The following is a 22,449-nucleotide window of genomic DNA, read 5'->3' as shown; positions in this document are numbered from 1 at the left end:
AAACGCCGCTGCGCTATAGCGGCAGTGGAAGAAGCAGTAGGGGTAGAAAGCGTAGAGTTCATAGCATGCATAGCGGCTAAAGTTATTTGGCTGCCAAATCCATCACGGCCACTTGGGTGGCCTCGGCCCGGTTCAGAATGCCCGTCATGCGGCCTGCGTGCATCACCATCACGCGGTCACTCATACCCAGCACTTCGGGCAGTTCAGAAGAAATCATCAAAATCGCCACGCCTTGGCGTGCCAGCTCGGTCACCAAGCGGTGAATCTCTGCCTTGGCTCCCACGTCAATGCCGCGTGTGGGCTCGTCCAAAATCAGGATGCGCGGATTGGTCAGCAGCCAACGGCCTACCAGTACCTTTTGCTGGTTGCCCCCCGACAGGTTCTGGATCACCTCCTGCATGTGCGGCGTTTTCACGCGCAGGCGGCGCGCCATCGCCTCGCAGTCTTGGCGCAAGGCTTTGCGCTGCAAAAAGCCAGCGCGCACATAGCGCTGGCTCAGCACCGCGCTGTCCATGTTGTCCTCAATGTCCAGACACAAGAAACAGCCTGTTTGCTTGCGGTCTTCGGTCAGGAAGGCCATGCCTGCCGCCATGGCTTGTGTGGGGGTACTCATGAGCACGGTCTGGCCGTGAATCGCAATCGTCCCGCTGGTGGCAGGGGTGATGCCAAACAGCGTCTCGGCCACGTTGGAGCGGCCCGATCCCACCAAGCCCGCTAGGCCCAGTATTTCGCCGGCGCGGATGTCAAAGCTCACACCGCCGAAAACGCCTTCCAGTCCCAGGTCGCGCACCGACAGCACCACGTCACCGATAGGCACTGCTTCTTTGGGGAACATCTGCGTGATCTCACGCCCCACCATCATGCGGATGATGTCGTCGCGCGTCACGTCATGCGAGGCATGGGTGGCGATGTAGCGCCCATCGCGGAACACCGAAAACTCGTCCGCAATCTCGAACAGCTCGTTCATCTTGTGCGTGATGTAGATGATGCCTTTGCCCCGCGAGCGCAAGTCGCGGATGATGCGGAACAAATGCTCCACCTCTGCCTCGGTCAGCGCCGAGGTCGGCTCATCCATGATCAGCACGTCCGAGTTGTACGACACCGCCTTGGCAATTTCCACCATCTGGCGGCTAGCCACAGACAGGTTTTGTACTTCCTCATCCGGGTCTATCTGGATATGGAGTTCATCAAACAGCGCTTGCGTTTGGCGGCGCAGCGCGCTGTGGTCTACCAGCCCTAAGCGGTTGCGCGGTTCGCGGGTAATCCACACGTTCTCCGCCACCGTCATGTAGGGCATCAGGTTCAGCTCTTGGTGGATCATGGCAATGCCATGCTCCAGCGCATCTTTGGGCGAGCGCAGTTTCAGCGCCTGCCCGTGCAGGCGCACCGCGCCCTCGTCGGGGGTGTAAATGCCAGCGATGATTTTCATCAGCGTGGACTTGCCCGCGCCGTTCTCACCCATCAGTGCATGCACCGTGCCTGCTTTGAGTGTCAGGTGCACCTTCTCCAGCGCCACGACGCCGGGGAAGGTTTTGCGCACCCCATCCACTTGCAGCAGAGCAACGGTCTGCTCATGCCCCTGCTGGGCAGGGGCTTCGCTGCTGGTCAGCGTCGTGCTCATCAGTTCTTGCCTGCGTACTTGCTCAGGTTGGCTGGGGTCACCAGTTCAAACGGAATGTTCACGAAGCGATCCACTGGCTGCTTTTTGATCAGCTTGAGCGCAGCGTCGATAGAGCCAGAACCCTGGCCAGCGGCGTTTTGGAACACGGTCACCTTCAGGTCGCCTGCCTTCATAGAAGCCAGCGCATCGGGGGTGGCGTCAATGCCTGCCACGATGGATTGGGCTGTCCACTTCTTGGCTGCCTTCAAAGCGTTGATAGCGCCAATGGCCATCTCATCGTTGTTGGCGATGATGGCGTCAAACTTCACGCCCGAGGACAGCCAGTTGGTGGTGATGTCTTGCCCTTGCGTGCGGTCCCACTTGCCTTCGCGCTTGTCCACAATCTTCAAGCCAGAGCACTCTTTGGTCGCCACCACTTCCTCGATGTCTTTGGTGCGGGTGCGTGCCCCCTCGTTGGACAGGTCGCCCATCAGCACCAGCAGGTTGCCTTTGCCCTTGAGTAAACGGCACACCTCTTGGGTTTGGATGGTGCCCGACACCTTTTCGTCCGACGCCACAAACGCCACGCCTGCGGGCAGTTTGTCAAAGTCCACCGGCTTGCGGTTCACGTAGACCAGCGGAATCTTGGCGTCGGTCACCATCTTGGTGATCTTGGGCGTTGCGTCCGTATCCACTGGGTTGACGATGATGGCGTCCACCTTCTGCGCGATCAGGTTTTGGATCTGGCTCAACTGCTTGCCCACATCCCCCTGCGCGTCTTCCACTTGCACCGTCACGTTGTGCTTCTTGGCTGCATCGAGCGTGCCGTTTTTCAAAATCGTCAGAAACGTGTCCTGCTGCGCCATCGCCAAGCCCACTTTTTCTGCATGTGCGGCCACGGGGGCCAGCATGGCAGTCGCAAGCGCTGCCACCAGAGCAATCTGTTTCATACCGTGTCTCCTGTTTGTTGGTCTGTGTTTGTCCGCTGGGACGGAGCAACTGTAGAACCAAAATAGAAATTTATTTCTAGGTGGTTTTACTTAGAAATATTTATTTCTCTTGTCACTACACTTGCAGCACACCATCCCATGACCAAGCCATGACCGTTCTTCCATTTCCCCCAGCCCGGCGCATAGACCTGGCATGCCTAGGCCGCCTCGCGGTCGATCTGTACGCGCAGCAAATTGGCAGCGCCCTTGAAAACGCCCGCAGCATGGCCATGTACTTGGGCGGCAGCTCGGGCAACTTGGCTTTTGGCGTGGCCCGCTTGGGACTGCGCAGCGCCATGATCACCCGCGTGGGCAACGAGCAAATGGGCCGCTTTTTGCGGCAAACGCTGGAGCGCGAAGGCTGCGACACCTCGCAAATCCAGATCGACCCCCAGCGCCTGACCGCCTTGGTGCTGCTGGGCATCAAAGACCAAGACACCTTCCCACTGCTCTTTGTGCGCGAGAACTGCGCCGACATGGCCTTGGACGCCGCCGCCATCAGCGAAGACTTCATCCGCCAGTGCCGGGCGCTGTCCATTACCGGCACCCACCTGTCCACCCCCGGCACGCGCTCTGCTGCCCTCACGGCCTTGGGTTACGCCAAAAAACACGGCGTTGTGCGCGTGCTCGACATCGACTACCGCCCCGTGCTCTGGGGCCTGACCAGCCGCGGCGCGGGCGAAAACCGCTACGTGCCCGATGCCGCAGTGACCCAGCAACTGCAAGCTGTGCTGCCCCAGTTCGACCTGCTGGTAGGCACTGAAGAGGAATTCCTCATCGCCGGTGGGGTAGAGGGCAACTTGCTGGCCAGCCTGCAAGCCGTGCGCGCTATCACGCTGGCTGTGTTGGTGGTCAAGCGCGGCCCGCTGGGGTGCACCGTCCTAGAAGGCGCAGTACCAGCCAGCCTAGACCATGCGCCCACCTACGCAGGAGAGCAGGTCGAAGTGCTCAACGTCTTGGGCGCGGGCGATGCTTTCTTGTCCGGCCTGTTGGCCAGCTTGCTGCGCGGCCACGGCTGGGCCGAGGCCACCCGCGTGGCCAATGCCTGCGGCGCCATCGTCGTGTCGCGCCACGCCTGCTCTGCAGCCATGCCCACCATGGCCGAGTTAGACCACTGGTTCAGCGGTCAGCGCAACCCCAAGGTCGATGCCGACACCCAGTTGGCCCACCTGCACCGCGTCACCCCCAACCGTGCCCAGTGGGGCAACTTGTGCGTGCTGGCGTTTGACCACCGCAGCCAGTTTTACGAACTGGCGCGCAACGCCGGGGCCAGTGAAGCGCGCATTCCCGTCCTCAAGCAATTGCTGCTGCAGGCCGTCGAGCAGGTGCAGCCGCGCAGCCAAGCGCTGGGCACCCAGCTGGGGGTGCTGGTTGATGGTGGCGACTATGGCCGCAGTGCCTTGGCCCATGCCACGGGCCGGGGCTGGTGGGTGGGCCGCCCGGTGGAGCTGCCCGGCTCACGCCCGCTGCGTTTTGACGGCACCCGCTCCGTAGGCACGGCACTGGTGCAGTGGCCTACTGAGCAGGTGGTCAAGTGCTTGGTGCACTACCACCCCGACGACAGCACCGCGCTGCGGCTGGAGCAAGAGCAGCGCGTGCTGGAGTTGTGGGAAGCCACCCGCGTCAGCGGCAACGAACTGCTGCTGGAAATCATCGTGCCCAAAGCGCCGCACCAAGCCAGCTTGCCTGGCTTGCAGGTGCAGCACAGCGGGGCTGATGCCTTGGCCGATCAGTTGGTGCTGCGCGCCATCCAGCGCTTTTACAACCTAGGCGTCAAGCCCGAGTGGTGGAAGCTCGCCCCCATGCAGCCCGCGGGGTGGGCGGCGCTGGAGCAGTTGCTCCAAGTACGTGACCCGCATTGCCGTGGCGCAGTCATCTTGGGGCTTAACCAGCCTTTGGACTATTTGGCAAGCAGTTTTACCCAGGCTTGCAACCCCGTGGTCAAAGGCTTTATGGTGGGGCGCAGCCTGTGGGCCGATGCGTCGCAGCAGTGGCTCAGCGGTCTGATAGACGACGCCACGCTGGTCGCCACCGTGGCCCGCAACTTTGACACCCTGATCCACGCCTGGGCCCAGCGCCAACAAGCCACACGCCAACCACTCTCTCGCTAACCATGAGTATTCAGCCAACCCCTTCTTCCACGGCGTCCCATGTGCGCCTGACCATGGCGCAAGCGCTGGTGCAGCACCTAGCGGCACTGCGCGTGCAACTGGACGATGGCAGCACCGTGCCCTACTGCGCGGGCGTGTTCGCCATCTTTGGCCATGGCAACGTAGCCGGCTTGGGCGAGGCCCTCTGGGCGCAGCGCGAGCAGTTGCCCACCTTGCGCGCCCACAACGAGCAGGGCATGGCCCATGCCGCCATTGCCTACGCCAAAGCCCATGGTCGCCAGCGCATCATGGCGGCCACCAGCAGCATTGGCCCCGGCGCTACCAACATGGTCACTGCAGCCGCGCTGGCGCATGTCAATCGCCTGCCGCTCTTGCTGCTGCCCGGCGACACCTTTGTGTCCCGCGCCCCTGACCCTGTGCTGCAGCAGGTGGAGGACTTCCACCACGGCGATGTCAGTGCCAACGACTGCTTCCGCCCCGTCACGCGCTACTTCGACCGCATCACCAGCCCGGAGCAAATCCTCACCGCACTGCCACGCGCCATCGCCATCCTGACCGACCCGGCGCTGTGCGGCCCCGTGTGCCTGGCCTTGCCGCAAGACGTGCAGACGCAGGCGTTTGACTGCCCGGTGGAGTTTTTGCACCCGCCCGTGCTGCGCCTGCGCCGCCCCCGACCCGATGCGCACGAGCTGCAGCAAGCGCTGGCGCTGGTGCGCCAAGCGCAGCGCCCGCTCATCGTCGCCGGCGGCGGGGTGCTCTACAGCCTGGCCGGTGCTGCATTGGACCAGTGGGCCAGCGCCCACGGCGTGCCCGTGGCCGAAACCCAAGCGGGTAAAAGCAGCCTGCCGTGGGACCACCCGCTCAACCTCGGTGCCATCGGTGTGACCGGCTCGCCCGCCGCCAATGCATTAGCCCGCCAAGCCGACGTGGTGCTGGCCGTGGGCACGCGCTTGCAAGACTTCACCACCGGCTCGCACAGCCTGTTTGGGCAGGCCAAGCTGCTGTCTATCAACGTGCAAGCGCTGGACGCGCACAAGTGGCACGCCCAGTCGCTGGTGGCCGATGCCCGCACCGCGCTGCAAGAGTTGGCTGCAGGCTTGGCGGGTGATGGCACAACTCCCGCCTACACAGCCCCAGCTGGTTGGACGCAGCAAGCCACCCAAGCCGCGCAAGCATGGCGCGACCGCGTGCAAGCCCTCACCACCACTGCACCACACCATCCATTGCCGCAGAACGAGTTGCCGTACGACGCCGAGGTGATCGGCGCCGTGCGCGACTCCGCCACCGATGTAGGCCTGAGCAGCCCCGCGCACGACGTAGTGGTCTGCGCCGCTGGCACCTTGCCTGCCGAACTGCACAAACTCTGGCGCGCCAGCCTGCCCGGCAACTACCACATGGAATACGGCTACTCCTGCATGGGCTATGAGATAGCGGGGGGCTTGGGCGTCAAGCTGGCACGGCCCCAGCAAGAGGTCATCGTCATGGTGGGCGATGGCTCTTACATGATGATGAATTCGGAAATAGCCTCCTCCGTCATGCTGGGCCTCAAGCTCATCGTCGTGGTGCTGGACAACCGGGGCTACGGCTGCATCCAGCGCCTGCAGTTGGCCAGTGGCAGCCCCCGGTTCAACAACCTGCTGGATGACTGCATCCCCGCAGGTGGCGAGCCCAGCCGCATCGACTTTGCCCAACACGCCCGCAGCATGGGCGCTGATGCCGTGCACGTGGCCGATGTGGCCGAGCTGCGCCGCGCCATGGCCCAAGCCCGCAAGGCGCAGCGCACGCAGGTGCTGGTCATCAACACCACGCACACCCGCACCACCGACGACGGCGGTTGCTGGTGGGAAGTTGCCATCCCCGAGGTGTCCACCCGCGCCGAAGTGCAGCAAGCCCACCAGCGCTACACCACGGCCAAGCAACAGCAACGCATTTGAAGTAACCACGCACAACACCTACAAAGAGAGAGACCTGTTTTATGACTTGGAACGTCCGCATCGGCATCAACCCCCTGTCCTGGATGAACGATGACCTGCCATCCCTGGGTGGCGAAACCCCGCTGGAAACCGCGCTGGCTGAAGGCCAGCAAATCGGCTACGCCGGGTTTGAACTGGGCAACAAATTCCCCCAAGAAGGCCCCGCGCTCAAGGCCAAACTGGCCGAGTTCGGCTTGGTGTGCGTGTCGGGTTGGTACTCGGGCTTTTTGGCAGAAAAGGAAGCCCACCAGACCAACGCCCAGGCCGTGCAGGCCGAGATAGAGCGCTGCCACGCCCACATGAGCAAGCTGCAGTACAACGGCGTGCAGGTGGTCGTCTACGGTGAATGCGCAGGCACCATCCAAGGCCAGATAGACACCCCCGTGGGCAAGCGCCCGCGCTTTGCCAGTGAACAGCTATGGCAGGACTATGCCGAGCGGCTCAACCTGTTTGGCCGCCACTTGTTGGCTACCTACGGCATCAAGCTCGCGTACCACCACCACATGGGCGCGTATGTGGAGTCCCCGGCCGACATCGACAAGCTCATGGCGCTGACCGACCCAGCCGCCGTGTTCCTGCTCTACGACACGGGCCACGCCTACTTTGGCGGGGCCAGCAACCCGGTGGACTTGCTGGCCAAGCATGTGCAGCGCGTGGCCCACGTGCACTGCAAAGACGTGCGCGCCCCAGTCATAGCCCAAGCCCGCAACGACGGCTGGAGCTTTTTGCACGGTGTGCTCAATGGGACGTTTACCGTGCCCGGCGATGGCGTGATCGACTACGACGCCGTGCTGCGCACCCTGCACGCCGCAGGCTACGAGGGCTGGCTGGTGGTGGAGGCCGAGCAAGACCCCGCGGTCGCCCCCAGCTACCAGTACGCTGAAAAAGGCTTCCAAACCCTGCAAGGCATCGTGAGCCGCATCAACGCAGAACACCCTTAAACCGCACCAGCACAGGAGGCACCCATGGTCAGCCCACTGCACGTAAAGGCCACCCCCACAGGCCGCGAAATCGTCCACATCACGCCCGAGCGGGCTGGGTGGACTTATGTGGGCTTTCGGGCCGTGCGCTTGGTCGCGGGCGATGTCGAGCACGTCCCCACCCTCACGCGGGAGCATTGCGTGGTGGTGCTCACCGGTGTGGTGGACATGGAGGTAGACGGCCAAGTATTTGAGCGCATGGGCACCCGCTTGTCGGTGTTCGACCCCGTAGCCCCTGCTGCGCTGTATGTGCCGCCGGGCAAGCAGGTGGTCATTCGCGCCCATGGCAATGCCGAGGTGGCCCTGTGCAGCGCCCCCGGTGACGACAAGCCCCGCCCCGTGACCCTGCTAGACCCCGCCACCATGCGCCGCAGCGTGCGCGGGCAGGGCACCAACACCCGCTATGTGTGCGACATCTTGCCGCACGACAACCCGCTGGCCGCCCATCTGCTGGTGGTGGAGGTGCGCACCCCCGCCAGCCACAGCAGCAGCTACCCGCCGCACAAGCACGACCTGGAGCAGCCGCCCGTGGAAACGCAGTTGGAAGAAACCTACTACCACCGCCTGCACCCGCCGCAAGGCTTTGCCTTCCAGCGCGTGTACACCGACGACCGCAGCCTAGACGAAGCCTGCGCGGTGGAAAACCACGACGTGGTGATGGTGCCGCGCGGCTACCACCCCGTGGTGGCTCCGCACGGCTACGAGTCCTACTACCTCAACGTCATGGCTGGGCCCAACCGTTTTTGGGTGTTCAAAAACGACCCCGCGCATGAGTGGATGCTGGCTCCAAAGTAGGGCTGCCCAATCCGGCACTAAGGCAGTAAGCTGTGGGCATGCCTGCCAGCCAACACGAAGTAGCGGCCTTTTTGGCCGCCCAATTTCCGCAAACGCAGTGCGTGGTCGAGTCCATCGGCCCGGACTGCGCCACGGTGTCCCACCCTGTCGGGCCAGAGCAGCTCCGCCCCGGTGGCACCGTCTCTGGCCCCGTGCTCATGGCCGTGGCCGATGTGGCGCTGTACGTTGCCATACTGGGCCGCATAGGCATCGTGCCGCTGGCGGTCACCACCAGCCTGAACATCAACTTTCTGCGCAAACCCAGTGCCGATGCCCGCATCGTGGGGGAATGCCGCCTGCTCAAAGTAGGCCGCAGCCTGGTGGTGGGCGAGGTCTACCTCTACTCCCAAGGCCAGAGCGAGCCTGTGGCGCATGCGGTGGGCACGTATTCCATACATCTTGCATCAATATGACTTCATCAACACCTTTTACTGCCCTTATCACTGGCTGCTCTAGTGGCATTGGAGCGGCTTTGGCAGTCGAGTTGCTGCAGCGCGGTTGGCAGGTAATCGCTACCGCACGCAGACCAGAGCGCTTGCAGGCCTTGGCTGCAGCGGGGGCCAGAGTTATGGCGCTGGATGTGAGCGACGCACAGTCAATCGCTGCACTGGCATCCACACTGCAAACAGAAAAAGTAGCGTTGCACCTGTTGGTCAACAACGCGGGCTACGGCCAGTTTGGCGCCATGCTGGACATCAGTCCTGCCGCCATACGCCAGCAGTTCGATACCAATGTGCTGGCACCACTTGTCGTGACACAGGCCTTGCTGCCGTGTTTGCTTGCCGCTGCACCCCGCGCATGCGTGGCGCATATAGGCAGTGTGTCGGGGGTGGTCACGACGCCCTTTGCTGGAGCGTATTGCGCTAGTAAAGCTGCTTTGCACGCTATGGCCGATGCCATGCGCATGGAACTGTTGCCATTGGGGATTCATGTCGTTACCGTGCAGCCCGGTGGTGTGGCATCGCGCTTTGGCGATGCGGGCAGTGAGCAGGTGCAACTGCCTGCAGATTCGCTCTACAGCGCCATAGCAGATTCGGTTCTGCAGCGAGCACGCGCTTCGCAGGCCACCGCCACCCCTGCCGATGTGTTTGCGCGGGGCTTAGCAGACCACTTGGTGCAAGCGCAGCCAGGCCCACTGTACCGGGCGGGTACCAATAGCGCCAAGCTCATCTGGCTCAAGCGCTTACTGCCCACTCGCACCTTGGATACCAAGTTGGCATCGCTATTTGGCCTCACGCGACTGCGGCGCTGAGGCCTGTTCATAGGCTAATCGGCTGCCCCGTGGTGGCGCTTTGGGTGGCCGCATCGGCCAGCTTTTGCGCCTGCACGCCGTCGTGCACCGTGGTTTTAAAGGGCTTGCCCGCCTGCAGGCAGTCAAAGAAGTGCTCTATTTCCAGGCGGTATGCCGCTGCGTAGCGCTGCAGGAAGAAAGCCTCTGGCTTGTCGGCCTTGATGCCGTTCGCATCCCACTGTTGCACCTGGCTGGGCGCGTGGTTGCCACACTGCAGCATGCCTTGCGAGCCCAGCACTTCAAAGCGCTGGTCGTAGCCATAAGCGGCGCGGCGCGTGGTGTTGATCTGGCACAGCCGCCCCTTGCGCGTGCGGATGGTCACGGCGGTGCAGTCAAAGTCGCCCGCCTCGCCCACGGCGGGGTTGGTCAGCACCGAGCCGGTGGCGCTCAGCCAAGCGGCTTCGTCACCGTCGGCACACAAAATCCAGCGGAACACGTCAAAGTCGTGGATCAGCATGTCGCGGAAAATGCCGCCCGACTGTTTGATGTACTCCACCGGCGGCGCGCCGGGGTCGCGGCTGGTGATGACCAGCATCTCCGGCGTGCCAATTTCACCCTTGTCCATGCGCGTGCGCGCTTCGTTGAAGGTGGGGTCAAAGCGGCGCTGAAAGCCAATCATGCAGCCCACACCCGCTTGGGCCACGGTTTGTGCCACGGCCTCGGCGCGGGGCACGGACAAGTCCACCGGCTTTTCGCAAAAGATGTGTTTGCCCGCCGCTGCGCTGCGCGCAATCAGGTCGCTGTGCGTGGTGGTGGGCGAGCAAATGGCCACCGCGTCCACACTGCGGTCGGCCAGCACGGTGTCTATGTCTACCGCTGCAGCACCCAGCGTCTGGGCCAGGTCGGCAGCGGCTTGGGGCATGGCGTCGCACACATAGGCGAGCTGCACACCGCTCAGGGCGGCCAGGTTGGTGGCGTGGATGCGGCCAATGCGGCCAGCACCGAATACGGCTACTTTTTTCATGCGTGTCCTCGGGTCGTTGGTTCTGGTGCGCAGCACGCTGCGCGACCCGGGGAGCATAACTAGCAATAGAAATATTTTTCTATTATGGTTTACGCTAAATAAATTTTTATTCTTGTCTTGAGGTGTCGCTGTCGGCCTCTGTGAGCCGCCGAATTGTCAACGCACACCGCTGTTCAATCAGTGCAGTGATTTGCTCCACCACCGTGTTGCCAGCAAAGCCTTGTACTGTGTCTGCTTGCAGTTTGCGTGCTGCTGCAGGCAGTGATTTGGCCCACTCCACAATGCGCCTTTTGGCTTGGGCTTTGGTCACACCTACGTTCTGAGCAAATTGCTCCCAGTGCCGCTTTTCCACCTCGCTGAACTTGTATTTGCTGCCGATTTTCATCGCCATCTTGGGAGTTAGGCTCGGGCAGATAGCGGTGGACAGCGTGTCATACAGCGGTGCCAAAACGGGTGTCTTTGCTGTGTAGAGCAACGAGAAATTTTTAGCATGCGCATCGTTGTTGCCAATCAGGGCGTTGAATACCACGCAGTCCAGCAGCCGCAGCACATGGGGGGCACTGGGGCGCGTGGCGCGGCGTACCAAATCAAAACACTGGGCCAAGTCAGGCCCCCCTTCGTTTTGGTACTTCATCTCCGGCACTACGCCCAATGCCTGACAAAAGTCCTCTTGGTGCAAGCGTTGCAGCAGCCCTTGCTTATCCACCAGTCGGTCATAACGCTCTACCAGCAGAAATGAACGGTCGAACACCTTGTGCACGGCGGCCTTGGCAGGTTGTAGCTGCATGACTTGTGCCAATGCCATGCAAAATCCTTCATTCACCACACTGTCCGCAACCGAATGGATAGCTGGTTTCAAGATGTGGGAGCTAGGCGTTCCACGCAGAGGTAAGCCAATCCGTACACCGTCGAAGACCACAGGCAGTTTGTCCTGTGCACCGGCCAATGAAAGCCGCAAACCGTCTTTGCCGGCCAGCATCGGGCGGCGTGGTAACTCCTCCAGAATGGCTACCACTTCTTCATCACTGAGCCACTGCACATCCGTGTTGCTGGGCTGGCCCACAGTGGCAGGCAACGCTTGCTCCGGTTCCAGAAAGGTAACCGCCCCTGCACACTCGCCCCCTATGAGATCCAGCAGGGCAAAGTCATTTTGGCCAGAGACTTGAAACTGTTGCGCAATCAGGCGGCGCATTTGCCCCTCGGGCAACAAGCCCGCAAAGAAAGGCCGTGTCTGCTTGTCGTCAAACGGCGCAGCTTGCAGAGGAAGCGAAGCTGACAAGGCCACCGCATCTTGCCGCAACAGCCAGTCAGGGGCATACGCAAAATGGAGTCGCCCATCCACCAGTGCCAGCGTGCCCACGCGCTGGGAAAAAAGCCAAACTTGCAGTTCATGCGCCATGTGCGCCACCTTCGTCTGTGCTGTTGGTAGCCAATGGAAGTCCAATCAACTGCACTACACCGCCCAACGCATCGATAACGCGCAACACGTTTTCCAGCCTCACCGTCGGTTTGCCAGCCTCCAAATCCACGATAAAGCGCACACCCACCCCCGCTGCCAGTGCTAGCTGGGGTTGTGTCAACGCCAGTTGCTTGCGTGCGGCACGCAAGGCCTGGCCCAGTTGCTGGGGCGATTGGATGGTTGTCATGGTCTGTTGAATATCCCGTACGGGAAATTATGGTGTGCAACAGACCTTTGCGCAACAAAATTTCCTGTTTGGGAAATAAAATATGCTCATCCAAGCTACTAGGCTAGACCTTCCCCGTCGTCGGCTGGTAGGGCAGCTCCAGCCGATAGGCCAGGGCGATGAACAGGCTTTGCGCCAGGCACATGGTGCTGCTCAGCGACCTGAAGCCAAAGGTGGAGTGGTCTTGCACCACCAGCGTGGTGTGGGCGTGGGTGGACAGGGGGCTCATCAGGCTGTCGGTGATGGCGATGATGTGCGCGCCGCGCTCGTGCGCCAGTTCGGTCACTTGCACTGTCTCGTTGGCGTAGGGCGCGAAGGAGATGGCGATGAGCACATCCCCCGCGCGCACCGAGCGCGTTTGGCCCAAGTGCATATTGCCCAGCGCCGAGATCAGGCCCACGCGCTTGTCGGTGTGCTGCAGCGCGTAGTCCAGGTAGGCTGCTATGGGCAGCGAACGGCGCGAGCCGCAAATCCAAATACTGTCGGCCTGCTGCAGCAGCGTTACCGCTTTGTCCAGCGCCACCGGATCCAGCGCCTGCTGCAGCTCCTGCATGCCCGCTTGGCAGCCGCTGATGAATTCCCGCGCAATGTCCGCCGCATCCAGCGGCTTGTTGGCCGACTCGATGACCTCGCGAATGCGGGCCTGGTAATTGCGCCCCGGCACCAACTGGCGCGACAGCCCTTCGCGGAACACCGCCTGCAGCTGGCTAAAGCCCGAAAAGCCAAAGTGCTTGGCAAAGCGCACGATGGCCGAAGGCTGCACGCCGCAGTTGCGCGCCACATCCAAAATGCCCTCCAGCCCTATGTGGTCGCGGTGCTGCTCCACATAGCGGGCGATGATTTTGAGCTGCTTGCTCAGCGCGTTGTAGTCACTGGCAATGCGCTGGATCAGGTCGTCCACAGACGACGGTGGGGCGGAACTCACGGGGCAGAACACTCCGAAGTGCACCGCCAGGCAGGCCTTGGGCGGTGGGGCTGGTTACAGATACGGTCTGTGCCCATTCTCCAAGAATTCTGGCGGGGCAGAAACGGGAAAACGTCTGTATTTGTGACGGAAGCCGATAGCTTTCCGTCAGCGGTGGTATTGGCTGCCATGCAGCACGTGCTGGACTGGGGAGCCCGTCACGCTCTGCGCGAATGCTCGGCAACATACTGCTGCAGTACGCCATCCATGCGCGATTGCCAGCCCTCGCCAGTGGATTTGAAATACGCCACCACCTCCGGGCTGTAGCGCACAGAGACCAGTAGTTTTTTGCTGGCAGACTTCGGGCGACCGCGCACCGTTTTGAGCGGCACCATGGCTTGTAGCTGCTTGGGCGTTAGCGGTTGTGCATCAGGATCGGCCTTGGCAGCAGCGGTAATGGCCCTGTCTTCAGCCACGGTGGGCATGACAACAGCTGGTCGTTTAGTAACTTTGGACATAGTGCTTCACCTCGCGTCGATTGGCTTTGCGCAAGCTGATGATGCGGCGGGCATCATTGCGCTCCACAAACGCCACGTAATACAAAATCCCGGTCTCCGGTGCGAGCGCAATCATGCGCAGCTCGCCATAGTCGCGTCGATCATCCACCCAGACCAGAGCCTCATCCCAATCAAGCTCCGCCGCTAGCGCAAGCGACAGGCCGTGCTTCTCTTGATTGGATGCATCTTTTGCTGGGTCGAATTCAATGCGCATACTTTATTGTAGCTACGTTAATTTAAGTGAGCAATAAGCCGCCACAACTGGAAGAGATATTTAAATAGGCACAGCATTTGTTGGAAAATCAGTAAGCGAAGTACGGTTCACTACCACCCAAACTTACTAAGTATCTATGAGTGTCAATAGCGAAACACTGGTGTATCACTACGAAGCGCGAGAGCGGTTTCTCTTATGGGTTGGGAAAGCAAATATTTGTCCGGAAACAGGTGTACCACTGTTGCCTGCTAATGCAACCTTTGTCCCGCCTCCGATCCTTGCAACCCAGGATGACGAGATAGCTCAATTTGATAAGGCCCTGAATCAGTGGCGAATTGTCCCCAACAATTTCTGGCGTCCCTTATGTGAAGAGGTTAATTACGATGCGGGAAGGTTGATGGCTACTTATCAGCCGCTCAGCCTGTCGGCCTTTGGTAGTGATTTTCCGAATTACCCGTCTATACCTCAGATATGCAATTCCAGGGTCGTTGTTATAGCAATCTGTCAGCGTATTCGTTTTATTCAAGAAAAATTCAACACTGCATGTCTTTTGCATAAGGCGATCGGGCGTGAAAGTTTGTCCCTTGTTCCGCTGGATTCACCGGATGCCGCGAGTCTTGCTTGCTTGCCGACAGATATTTATAGGTACAAACTCGAAATCGAATCCATTGTTTATCTGATGCGTCGAGTGCTTGATAGCCTCGCCCAGCTCACTTACTTGATTACTGATGCAGATATGTTTCAGAAAACAAAAAAAATAGCGCACAACGAAATAGGGCGTGCACTAGATGTATCGACTCAAGGAACAGATTTTTCAAGGGTTATTGTCGGGGATGGTGAGCGCTATGAAAAAGATTCAACAGAATTCTTAAAAATCATCAATGAGCTTTTCAATAGCTTTAAGCATTCTCTTATGCACGATGAAAGCTACACGCTGATTGGTGAGGAAAATCCAACGATCGTGACGTATCACGCGAAGCACAACGATCACAATTCAAAGATCGTTTTTCATAACCACAGCGCTCACCACATCATGATGGGCTTTCAAGATACTGTGCTCCGTATTCTCAGTAATCAAAAGGTATTTGTGCCTTACGTAGTTGCTAAAATTTAAATTAAAACCCCCGCAGGCTCCCGCCCACGGGGGTTTTCTCTTTCAGCCCCAGCTCGGCCTTACAAATAGCTATTGAGCAAGTTCTCCACCCACTCCTGCCGTCCTGACACGGGCTGCACGTCCACGTTTCTGTCCAGCACGCGCTGGGCCACGGCGTCCAGGCCCAGTTTGCCGGTCAGCACGTCTTGGCCAAAGTGGCCCTTCCAGCCTGCGTAGCGGTCTTCGGTCACTTGGGCAAAGCGGCCATCGGCAATCATCTTCTCGGCTATCAGCAGGGCGCGGGCGGTCACGTCCATGCCGCCTATGTGGCCGTGGAACATGTCTTCGGGGTCTATGCTTTGGCGGCGCACCTTGGCGTCAAAGTTAAAGCCACCGGTGGTGAAGCCGCCGCCCTGCACGATGTAGTACAGCGCCAGTGCGGTGTCGGCTATGTTGTTGGGGAACTGGTCGGTGTCCCAGCCGCACTGCATGTCGCCCCGGTTCATGTCGATGGAGCCGAAAATGCCCAAGTCCAGCGCGGTCACTATCTCGTGCTCAAAGCTATGGCCCGACAGGGTGGCGTGGTTGGCCTCTATGTTCACCTTCACTTCTTTTTCCAGCCCGTAGCGGGTCAAGAATCCGTACACCGTGGCGGTGTCAAAGTCGTACTGGTGCTTGCTGGGTTCGCGGGGTTTGGGCTCTATCAGGATGGTGCCCTTAAAGCCTATCTTGTGCTTGTACTCCACCACCATGTTCAGGAAGCGGCCTAGCTGGTCCAGCTCGTGGCCCATTTTGGTGTTGAGCAGGGTTTCGTAGCCTTCGCGGCCACCCCACAGCACGTAGTTTTCGCCACCCAGTTTCAGGGTGGCGTCCATGGCTTCTTTCACTTGCAGGGCGGCCATGGCAAATATCTCGGGGTTGGGGTTGGTGGCCGCGCCTGACATAAAGCGGCGGTGGCTAAACAGGTTGGCCGTGCCCCACAGCAGCTTCATGCCGGTTTGCTGTTGTTTGGCACCCAGCACGTCCACCATGGCGCGCAGGTTGTTCACGCTGTCGCGGGGGGTAGCGCCTTCGGGGGCCACGTCGCGGTCGTGAAAGCAGTAGTAGGGCGCGCCCAGTTTGCTAAAGAACTCAAACGCCACGTCCGCCTTGGCCTTGGCGGCGGCCATGGGGTCGGCCATGTGCTGCCAAGGGCGCTGGAAGGTGTCACCGCCAAACGGGTCCATGCCGTTCCACACAAAGCTGTGCCAGTAGCACACGGCAAAGCGCAGGTGGTCTTGCATGCGCTTGCCCAGCACCATGCGGTCTTTGTCGTACCACTTAAAGGCCAGCGGGTTGTGCGACAGCGGGCCTTCGTAGGCAATGGGGTGGATGTTGTGAAAGTAGGTGCTCATGGCTTGTCTCCTGTTGTGTGGGGTATTCAGTGGCCGGGTTCACTGCCCGGTTGGTAAAGGCGCTTGAAGCGCTGGTAGCGCGCTTGCAGCGCGTCGTGTTCGGTAGCTTGTGGGGTGAATGTGTCTTGCACGGGCGGGGTGGTGCACACCTGCGCCAGCGGTGCGCCGCAGGCCAGCCACGCCAGCCGGGCCGCACCCAGTGCGCCGCCCAGGGCCGAGTCTTCGTGGGTGACGATGGGCACGCCCAAGGTGTTGGCCAGCAACTGCGCCCAAAAGCGGCTGCGCGCACCGCCGCCCACCAGCGACAGGCTGGCCACCTGCGTGCCCGCCGCTTGCAGCGCGGCCAAGCCGTCGCGCAGGCCAAAGCCCACGCCTTCCATGACGGAGTAGGTCAGTTGGGCCGGGTCGGTGTCCAGCGTGAGATGGTGGAAGCTGCCACGCACCAGTGCGTCGTTGTGCGGGGTGCGCTCGCCCGCAAGGTAGGGCAAGAACAAGGGGCTGGCGCTGCGTGCGCTGCTGCTCAGGGCGGCGGCGCGGGGCTCCAGATCGGCCACGCGCTGGTAGCCCAGCAGTTGGGTGACCCACTGCAGGGCGCTGGCGGCGCTGAGCATGACGCTCATTTGGTGCCACAGGCCGGGCAGGGCGTGGCAAAAGGCGTGGGTGGCGCTGGCCGGGTTGGGCTGGTAGCCGGGCGTGACCACAAACATAACGCCGCTGGTGCCCAGCGACAAAAAGCCTTGGCCCGCTGCAGCCATGCCCATGCCGATGGCGCTGGCCGCGTTGTCGCCACCGCCCCCGGCCACTTGCACGTTGGCAGGCAAGCCCCACTGCGCGGCCAAGGCCGGGCGCAGGGTGCCGCTGCTCTGGCTGCCTTCCACTAGGCGGGGCATGTGGCTGCGGTTCAGGCCTGTCAGGGCCAGCAGCTCGTCGCTCCAGTCGCGCCGCGCCACGTCCAGCCACAGGGTGCCGCTGGCGTCGGACATGTCGCTGGCGTAGTCGCCCGTCAGTTGCAGGCGCACGTAGTCTTTGGGCAGCAGCACTTTGGCTACTTGGGCAAACACCTCGGGTTCGTGCTGGGCCACCCACAGCAGCTTGGGCGCGGTAAAGCCGGGCATGGCCAGGCTGCCGCCCAGCATGCCCAGCTGGGGCAGGCGTTGCATCATGTGCTGGCACTGCTCGGCGCTGCGCACGTCGTTCCACAAGATGGCGGGGCGCAGCACGCGGTCGGCTTGGTCCAGCAGCACCGCGCCGTGCATTTGGCCGGACAGGCCAATGCCGCGCACTTGCTGCCATGCCTTGGGCGGTGCGCTGTGGCGCAGTTGGGCGATGGCTTGGCAGGTGGCATCCCACCAAGCGTGGGGGTCTTGTTCGCTGTGGCCGGGGTGGGGGCGGCTGATGTCCAGCGCCACCCCGCTGCTGGCCAGTACGCGGTGCTGCTCGTCCAGCAGCAGGGTTTTTATTTCGGAGGTGCCAGCGTCTATGCCTATGTACATGGTGGTGTGCTGGATATGCCCAGTCGTTGCAGTGGTTGTAGTTCGTGGTAGAGCACCAGTGCGGCTGCGCCCACGGCCCCGGCCAGCAGGCCGTGGCGGGTGAGTTGCACGTCGGGGGCTTGCATGCCGGCTTGCTCGGCGTACTGGCCCAGCATGCGCGTGGCTTCTTGCACCAGCGCGAGGTGGGCTATGCACGATGCGCCGCCCAGCACCATGGTGCGCGGGTTGAGCGTCATCCACAGGTTTTGCAGCACAGTGCCCAAATAGCGCCCGGCTTGGGCCAAAGCGTTTTCGCTGCTGCCCTGCTCAATAGCGTGGGCCAGTGCGCGGGAACCCAAAAACGCCTCCACACAGCCTTGGCGTCCGCAGGAGCAGCGCGGGCCGTTCATGTCCAAAATGCTGTGGCCTATTTCGCCTGCCATGCCTTGGTAGCCCGTCAGCACCAGCTCGCCCTGCACGATGCCGGCCCCCACGCCCACGCCGCAAGCCACAAAGACCAAGGGGCTGGGGTGGGTGGCGGAAAACTCGTACTCGCCCAGCGCAGCGGCATCGGCCTCGTTGCAAATGTGCACGGGCAGGTCGGGCACCTGGGCGGTGTGCAGGGCTTGGCGCAGCAGTTGCAGCAGGTTCAGGTTGCGCCAGCCCAGGTTGGGGGCAAAGCGCAGCAGGCCTTGGCGCTCGTCGATGGCACCGGGCACGCCGCAGCCTATGCCGCACAGGGTGTAGCGGTGCTGTTCGGCTTGGTGGGGCAATTTGTCTATCAATTGGCGCACCAGTTGCGCAGCTTGCAAGCAGGCGGCTGCGGGCTGGGTGCTTGTCAGGGCTTCTTCGGCGCTGGCCAGCACCTCGCCGCGCAGGTTCACGGCCACGGCGCGCAGGGTGTCTACGCCAATGTCCACGCCCAGCAGGGCGCGCCGCGTGCCATCGACCTGCAGCGGGGTGGAGGGGCGGCCCATCACGGGGGGGCTGGCGGCATCGCTATCGCTATGGCTTTGGGTTTCGGTGACCCAACCATCGTCCATCAGCTCGCGGATCAGCAGGCTCACGGTGGATTTGGTCAGCCCACTGGCTTGGGCCAACTGGGCGCGCGATAAACCGGGCTGCAGCCGCAGCAAGCGCATCAGCTCGCAGCGGTTCATGCGTTTGACGAGTTGCAGATCGCCGGTTTTTTTCATGGTGGGGTGACTCGCTTAGAGGGTGTGGGTTTGGGCTTTGTTGGGGGGTAGTTTGCCCGCAATGATCATGCCCAGCACCTCGTCCTCGTTCACATCGCTGGTGCGGTAGGTGCCCACCAGCTTGCCGTTTTTCATCACTGCCAGCCGGTCGCTCAGGGCGAAGACGTCGGGCATGTCGTGGGTGATGAGGAAGATGCCCACGCCCTCGGCCTTGAGCTGGCGTATGAGCTGCCCCACCATGGCGGTTTCCTCGGGGCCGAGCGCGGCGGTGGGTTCGTCCATGATGAGGATCTTGGCGTTGAAGTAAATGGCGCGCGAGATGGCCACCACCTGCCGCTGCCCGCCCGAGAGGCGGCGCACGGGCACGCGCACGTTCTTGAAGTTTTTGTTCAGCCGCTGGAACACTTTGCGTGCCTCGGCGTCCATGCGCATGTCGTCCAGGGTGTTCCAGCGCGTCATCAGCTCGCGGCCCAAAAACAGGTTGGCCACCGAGTCCAGGTTGTCGGCCAGCGCCAGCGTTTGGTAGATGGATTCGATGCCGTGGCCCTGTGCGTCCACGGGGGTGCGTATGGCGGCTTTTTGGCCGTTGATGAGCACCTCGCCGCTGTCTATGGGGTAGGCCCCGGCCAGCATTTTCATGAGGGTGGATTTGCCCGCACCGTTGTGGCCTAAGAGGGCCACCACTTCGCCGGGGTAGAGGTTCAGGCTCACGTCTTCTACGGCGTGCACACCGCCAAAGGCTTTGTGGATGCGGCGCAGTTCGACCAACGGTGCAGTGTGTGTGTGCGTGCTGCTCATACGGTTTCTCCTGTCAGGCGGCGGTACAGCACGTCAAACACCACGGCCACGATGAGTACTTGCCCTATGACCACATAGCGCACCCCAATGGACACGTCCAGCAGCAGCATGCCGCTGTCTATGCATTGCATGATGAGCGCTCCCAGCACCGACCCCATGATGGAGCCGCTGCCCCCGGTGAGCGCGGTGCCACCAATGACGGCGGCGGCAATCACGTACAGCTCCATGCCCGTGCCCAGCGAGTTGGTGCCTGCGTTCAGGCGGGCAATGGACACAATGGCCGCCACCGTGACCAGCACGCCCAACAGCACAAACAGCATGAGCGTGACGCGCTTGACCGGAATGCCCACCAGCGCGGCGGCCTCGGGGTTGCCGCCCATGGCAAAGATGTAGCGGCCAAAGCGCGTGCGCTTGACGATGAATGACAGCAGCAGCGCCACGCCACCCCAAATGAGCACGGGAATAGGCACGCCCTGGGGCGCGTCTTTGGCGGGGATTTGGTAGGCGTTCATGGTGGCGACAAAGGCCAGCACCAGCGCGATGGGCACGAGGGTGAGCGCCACGTCCAGCCACAGCGGGTTGTTGGGCACTTGGTAGGCGGCTTGGGCGCGGCGGCGGCTCCAGGTGGCCAGCACCACGGCCACGCACACCAACAGGGCCAGCAGCCAACTGGCGGCGACGCCAATAGCACCATCAAACCCACCGCCCAGACGCTGGAAGAAAGCGTCGTTTACCGGCTGGGTTTTGCCATCGGCCACCAAAAAGGCCGCGCCACGAAAGGACATGAGGCCGCCCAGCGTGACCACAAACGAGGGAACGCCCAGCTTGGCCGACAGGGCCCCTTGGTAAAACGACACGGCAATGGCCGCAGCCAATCCGGCTAGGCTGGCGCTGATCCAGTGCCAGCCGCCGGTGTACATGAGGGTGGCGATGAGTACGCCCACAAAGCCCATGACCGAGCCAACCGACAGGTCGATGTGGCGCGCCACGATGACCAGCACCACCACGGTGGCGACGATGCCCACCACGGCGGTTTGCTGGGCAATGTTGTAGAGGTTCTCAGGGCCCAAAAACAGGCCACCCGAGAGGATGTTGAATGTCACAGCAATGACCGCTAGCACCAGGCCCATGACGACCAAGCGCCAGTCGATGGCGGCTTGCTTAAGGGAAGACAAAACGGCGTTCAAGAGGATTTCTCCGAGAAAAAAACACCGCAGGCCAGCACAGGGGTGTGAAGGGCCGTGCGGTGTTGCTATCAGGCTCTGCAGGGCTTATTTGCAGGCAGCAGGCCCTTTGGCAGCGTCCACGCCTTTGCACAGGTCAGCCTTGCTGATCCAGCCGGCTTTGACCACCACGTCCAAGTTTTTGGCGGTAATGGCCACGGGCTTGAGGAACTGCGACTGCAGGGCCAGTTTCTTGGCACCGCCGTTCCAGGTCACGGCGTTCTTTACCTTTTGGCCCTTGGCCAAGTCCACGGCAGCAGCAGCGGCTTCGCGGCCCAGGTCGCGGGCGTCTTTCCAGACCGACACGGTTTGGGTGCCCAGTGCCACGCGGTTGAGCGCAGCGTGGTCACCGTCTTGGCCCGACACGGGCACGCCTTTGATGCCCTTGGCAGTGAGCGCAGCCACCACGCCACCGGCGGTACCGTCGTTAGAGGCGACCACGGCATCGACCTTGCCGCCGGTCTTGGTCAGGATTTGCTCCATGTTTTTTTGCGCCACTTCGGGCTTCCAGCCTTCGGTGTATTCCTCGCCCACGATCTTGATGTCGCCCTTCTTCACCGCAGCGTCAATCACCTCTTGCTGGCCACCGCGCAGGAAGTCGGCGTTGGGGTCGGTGGGGGAGCCTTTGATCATGACGTAGTTGCCCTTGGGCTTGGCTTCGAACACGGCACGCGCTTGCATGCGGCCCACTTCCACGTTGTCAAAGGTGATGTAGAACACGCCGGGTGCTTCGATCAGGCGGTCATAGGCCACGACTGGGATTTTTTGCTGGTTGGCCTTGTTCACGGCGGGCAAGATGGCGTCTTTGTCCATGGCCAAAATGATCAGTGCCTTGGCACCCTTGGCGATCAGGCTGTCAATGTCGGCTAGTTGTTTCTCGGGCGAACCGCCCGCGTCTGCGCTCACATAGGTGGCTCCCATTTTGGCCAGTTGGGCTTTGATGGCGGCCTCATCGGTCTTCCAGCGCTCCTCCTGGAAGTTGGACCAGCTCACACCCACCACTTGGGCAAAAGCACCGGCGGCGGCCATGCTCAGGGCCAGAGCGGTCAGGGTTGTCTTCAGTTTCATCGCAGTCTCCTCATATGGCCTCGCGGCCTTGGTTTGTGTTTAAGCGAGTCACCGGCCTGTTTGCCTGCGGCAGCAGACGTGACCGGCGCATTCTGTGGCGCGG

The 22,449-nt window shown here is 61.7% G+C and carries 21 protein-coding genes; 7 read left to right on the top strand and 14 right to left on the bottom strand.

All coding sequences use genetic code 11. The features are described 5' to 3' along the window. Positions 1-82: 82 nt before the first annotated feature. Both KIK84_RS04130 and KIK84_RS04125 read right to left on the bottom strand, forming a co-directional pair. Positions 83-1,621 carry a sugar ABC transporter ATP-binding protein gene (locus KIK84_RS04130; RefSeq protein WP_214121732.1) on the bottom strand — a complete coding sequence of 513 codons (1,539 nt, stop codon included), beginning with the start codon at positions 1,619-1,621 and terminating at the stop codon, positions 83-85. Then, positions 1,621-2,550, bottom strand: coding sequence for a sugar ABC transporter substrate-binding protein (locus tag KIK84_RS04125; RefSeq protein WP_214121731.1), 930 nt, complete (start codon positions 2,548-2,550; stop codon positions 1,621-1,623). Before KIK84_RS04125 ends, KIK84_RS04130 begins: the two co-directional genes overlap by 1 nt. Positions 2,551-2,699: 149 nt before the next feature. Between KIK84_RS04125 and KIK84_RS04120 the strand changes: the two genes are divergently transcribed. Genes KIK84_RS04120 through KIK84_RS04095 form a run of 6 tightly spaced genes read left to right on the top strand, consistent with a single transcriptional unit; the run spans position 2,700 to position 9,739 of the window. Next, positions 2,700-4,700: a bifunctional 5-dehydro-2-deoxygluconokinase/5-dehydro-2-deoxyphosphogluconate aldolase gene (locus tag KIK84_RS04120; protein WP_214121730.1), complete on the top strand. Its 2,001-nt coding sequence runs from the start codon at positions 2,700-2,702 to the stop codon at positions 4,698-4,700. Positions 4,701-4,702: 2 nt separating this feature from the next. Further along, the gene (iolD, locus tag KIK84_RS04115; protein ID WP_250207753.1) at positions 4,703-6,634 is read left to right on the top strand and encodes a 3D-(3,5/4)-trihydroxycyclohexane-1,2-dione acylhydrolase (decyclizing); all 1,932 of its coding nucleotides are present in this window, start codon (positions 4,703-4,705) and stop codon (positions 6,632-6,634) included. A 41-nt stretch (positions 6,635-6,675) separates the two neighbouring features. Continuing rightward, entirely contained in the window at positions 6,676-7,614 is a 939-nt protein-coding gene (gene iolE / locus KIK84_RS04110; RefSeq protein ID WP_214121729.1) for a myo-inosose-2 dehydratase, read from the top strand. Positions 7,615-7,638: 24 nt separating this feature from the next. Beyond that, positions 7,639-8,448 (top strand): 5-deoxy-glucuronate isomerase, encoded by an 810-nt coding sequence (gene iolB / locus KIK84_RS04105; RefSeq protein ID WP_214121728.1) that lies wholly within the window; start codon positions 7,639-7,641, stop codon positions 8,446-8,448. 38 nt (positions 8,449-8,486) lie between these two features. Beyond that, a complete protein-coding gene (locus tag KIK84_RS04100) occupies positions 8,487-8,900 on the top strand; it encodes a PaaI family thioesterase (protein ID WP_214121727.1) in 414 nt (137 codons plus the stop codon). Continuing rightward, entirely contained in the window at positions 8,897-9,739 is an 843-nt protein-coding gene (locus KIK84_RS04095; RefSeq protein WP_214121726.1) for an SDR family NAD(P)-dependent oxidoreductase, read from the top strand. The genes KIK84_RS04100 and KIK84_RS04095 overlap by 4 nt, the downstream gene beginning before the upstream one ends. Before the next feature lie 7 nt (positions 9,740-9,746). Here KIK84_RS04095 and iolG read toward each other — a convergent pair whose 3' ends face one another. The 6 genes from iolG to KIK84_RS04065 all read right to left on the bottom strand — a co-directional run bounded on the left by iolG (position 9,747) and on the right by KIK84_RS04065 (position 14,102). Continuing rightward, the gene (gene iolG / locus KIK84_RS04090; RefSeq protein ID WP_214121725.1) at positions 9,747-10,742 is read right to left on the bottom strand and encodes an inositol 2-dehydrogenase; all 996 of its coding nucleotides are present in this window, start codon (positions 10,740-10,742) and stop codon (positions 9,747-9,749) included. A gap of 106 nt (positions 10,743-10,848) precedes the next feature. Further along, a complete protein-coding gene (locus KIK84_RS04085; RefSeq protein WP_214121724.1) occupies positions 10,849-12,141 on the bottom strand; it encodes a type II toxin-antitoxin system HipA family toxin in 1,293 nt (430 codons plus the stop codon). Continuing rightward, the gene (locus KIK84_RS04080; protein WP_214121723.1) at positions 12,131-12,388 is read right to left on the bottom strand and encodes a helix-turn-helix transcriptional regulator; all 258 of its coding nucleotides are present in this window, start codon (positions 12,386-12,388) and stop codon (positions 12,131-12,133) included. The genes KIK84_RS04085 and KIK84_RS04080 overlap by 11 nt, the downstream gene beginning before the upstream one ends. A gap of 103 nt (positions 12,389-12,491) precedes the next feature. Further along, complete coding sequence (locus KIK84_RS04075; RefSeq protein WP_502757544.1) at positions 12,492-13,364, bottom strand: MurR/RpiR family transcriptional regulator; 873 nt, start codon at positions 13,362-13,364, stop codon at positions 12,492-12,494. A 185-nt stretch (positions 13,365-13,549) separates the two neighbouring features. Then, entirely contained in the window at positions 13,550-13,849 is a 300-nt protein-coding gene (locus tag KIK84_RS04070) for a BrnA antitoxin family protein (RefSeq protein ID WP_214121721.1), read from the bottom strand. After that, entirely contained in the window at positions 13,833-14,102 is a 270-nt protein-coding gene (locus KIK84_RS04065; protein ID WP_214121720.1) for a BrnT family toxin, read from the bottom strand. The genes KIK84_RS04070 and KIK84_RS04065 overlap by 17 nt, the downstream gene beginning before the upstream one ends. Before the next feature lie 136 nt (positions 14,103-14,238). On the opposite strand from KIK84_RS04065, the gene KIK84_RS04060 reads away from it, so the two are divergent. Continuing rightward, positions 14,239-15,216: a hypothetical protein gene (locus tag KIK84_RS04060; RefSeq protein WP_214121719.1), complete on the top strand. Its 978-nt coding sequence runs from the start codon at positions 14,239-14,241 to the stop codon at positions 15,214-15,216. Positions 15,217-15,275: 59 nt separating this feature from the next. Here the strand turns inward: KIK84_RS04060 and xylA are convergent, their stop codons facing one another. From xylA to xylF, 6 genes are all read right to left on the bottom strand, one after another. Beyond that, positions 15,276-16,589 carry a xylose isomerase gene (gene xylA / locus KIK84_RS04055; RefSeq protein ID WP_214121718.1) on the bottom strand — a complete coding sequence of 438 codons (1,314 nt, stop codon included), beginning with the start codon at positions 16,587-16,589 and terminating at the stop codon, positions 15,276-15,278. 26 nt (positions 16,590-16,615) lie between these two features. Continuing rightward, positions 16,616-18,082, bottom strand: coding sequence for a xylulokinase (gene xylB, locus KIK84_RS04050; RefSeq protein ID WP_214121717.1), 1,467 nt, complete (start codon positions 18,080-18,082; stop codon positions 16,616-16,618). After that, a complete protein-coding gene (locus KIK84_RS04045) occupies positions 18,073-19,257 on the bottom strand; it encodes an ROK family protein (protein WP_214121716.1) in 1,185 nt (394 codons plus the stop codon). The genes xylB and KIK84_RS04045 overlap by 10 nt, the downstream gene beginning before the upstream one ends. A gap of 15 nt (positions 19,258-19,272) precedes the next feature. Continuing rightward, positions 19,273-20,055: an ATP-binding cassette domain-containing protein gene (locus KIK84_RS04040; RefSeq protein WP_214121715.1), complete on the bottom strand. Its 783-nt coding sequence runs from the start codon at positions 20,053-20,055 to the stop codon at positions 19,273-19,275. Beyond that, positions 20,052-21,185 (bottom strand): sugar ABC transporter permease, encoded by a 1,134-nt coding sequence (locus tag KIK84_RS04035; protein ID WP_214122298.1) that lies wholly within the window; start codon positions 21,183-21,185, stop codon positions 20,052-20,054. The genes KIK84_RS04040 and KIK84_RS04035 overlap by 4 nt, the downstream gene beginning before the upstream one ends. A 141-nt stretch (positions 21,186-21,326) precedes the next feature. Next, positions 21,327-22,346, bottom strand: coding sequence for a D-xylose ABC transporter substrate-binding protein (gene xylF, locus KIK84_RS04030; protein WP_214121714.1), 1,020 nt, complete (start codon positions 22,344-22,346; stop codon positions 21,327-21,329). Between the last annotated feature and the right edge of the window lie 103 nt (positions 22,347-22,449).

This window comes from Curvibacter sp. CHRR-16 (genome assembly GCF_018474005.1).
Lineage (GTDB): Bacteria > Pseudomonadota > Gammaproteobacteria > Burkholderiales > Burkholderiaceae_C > Allorhodoferax.
Note: the sequence above shows the minus strand (reverse complement) of the source record. Positions and strands in the feature narration are given on the sequence as shown.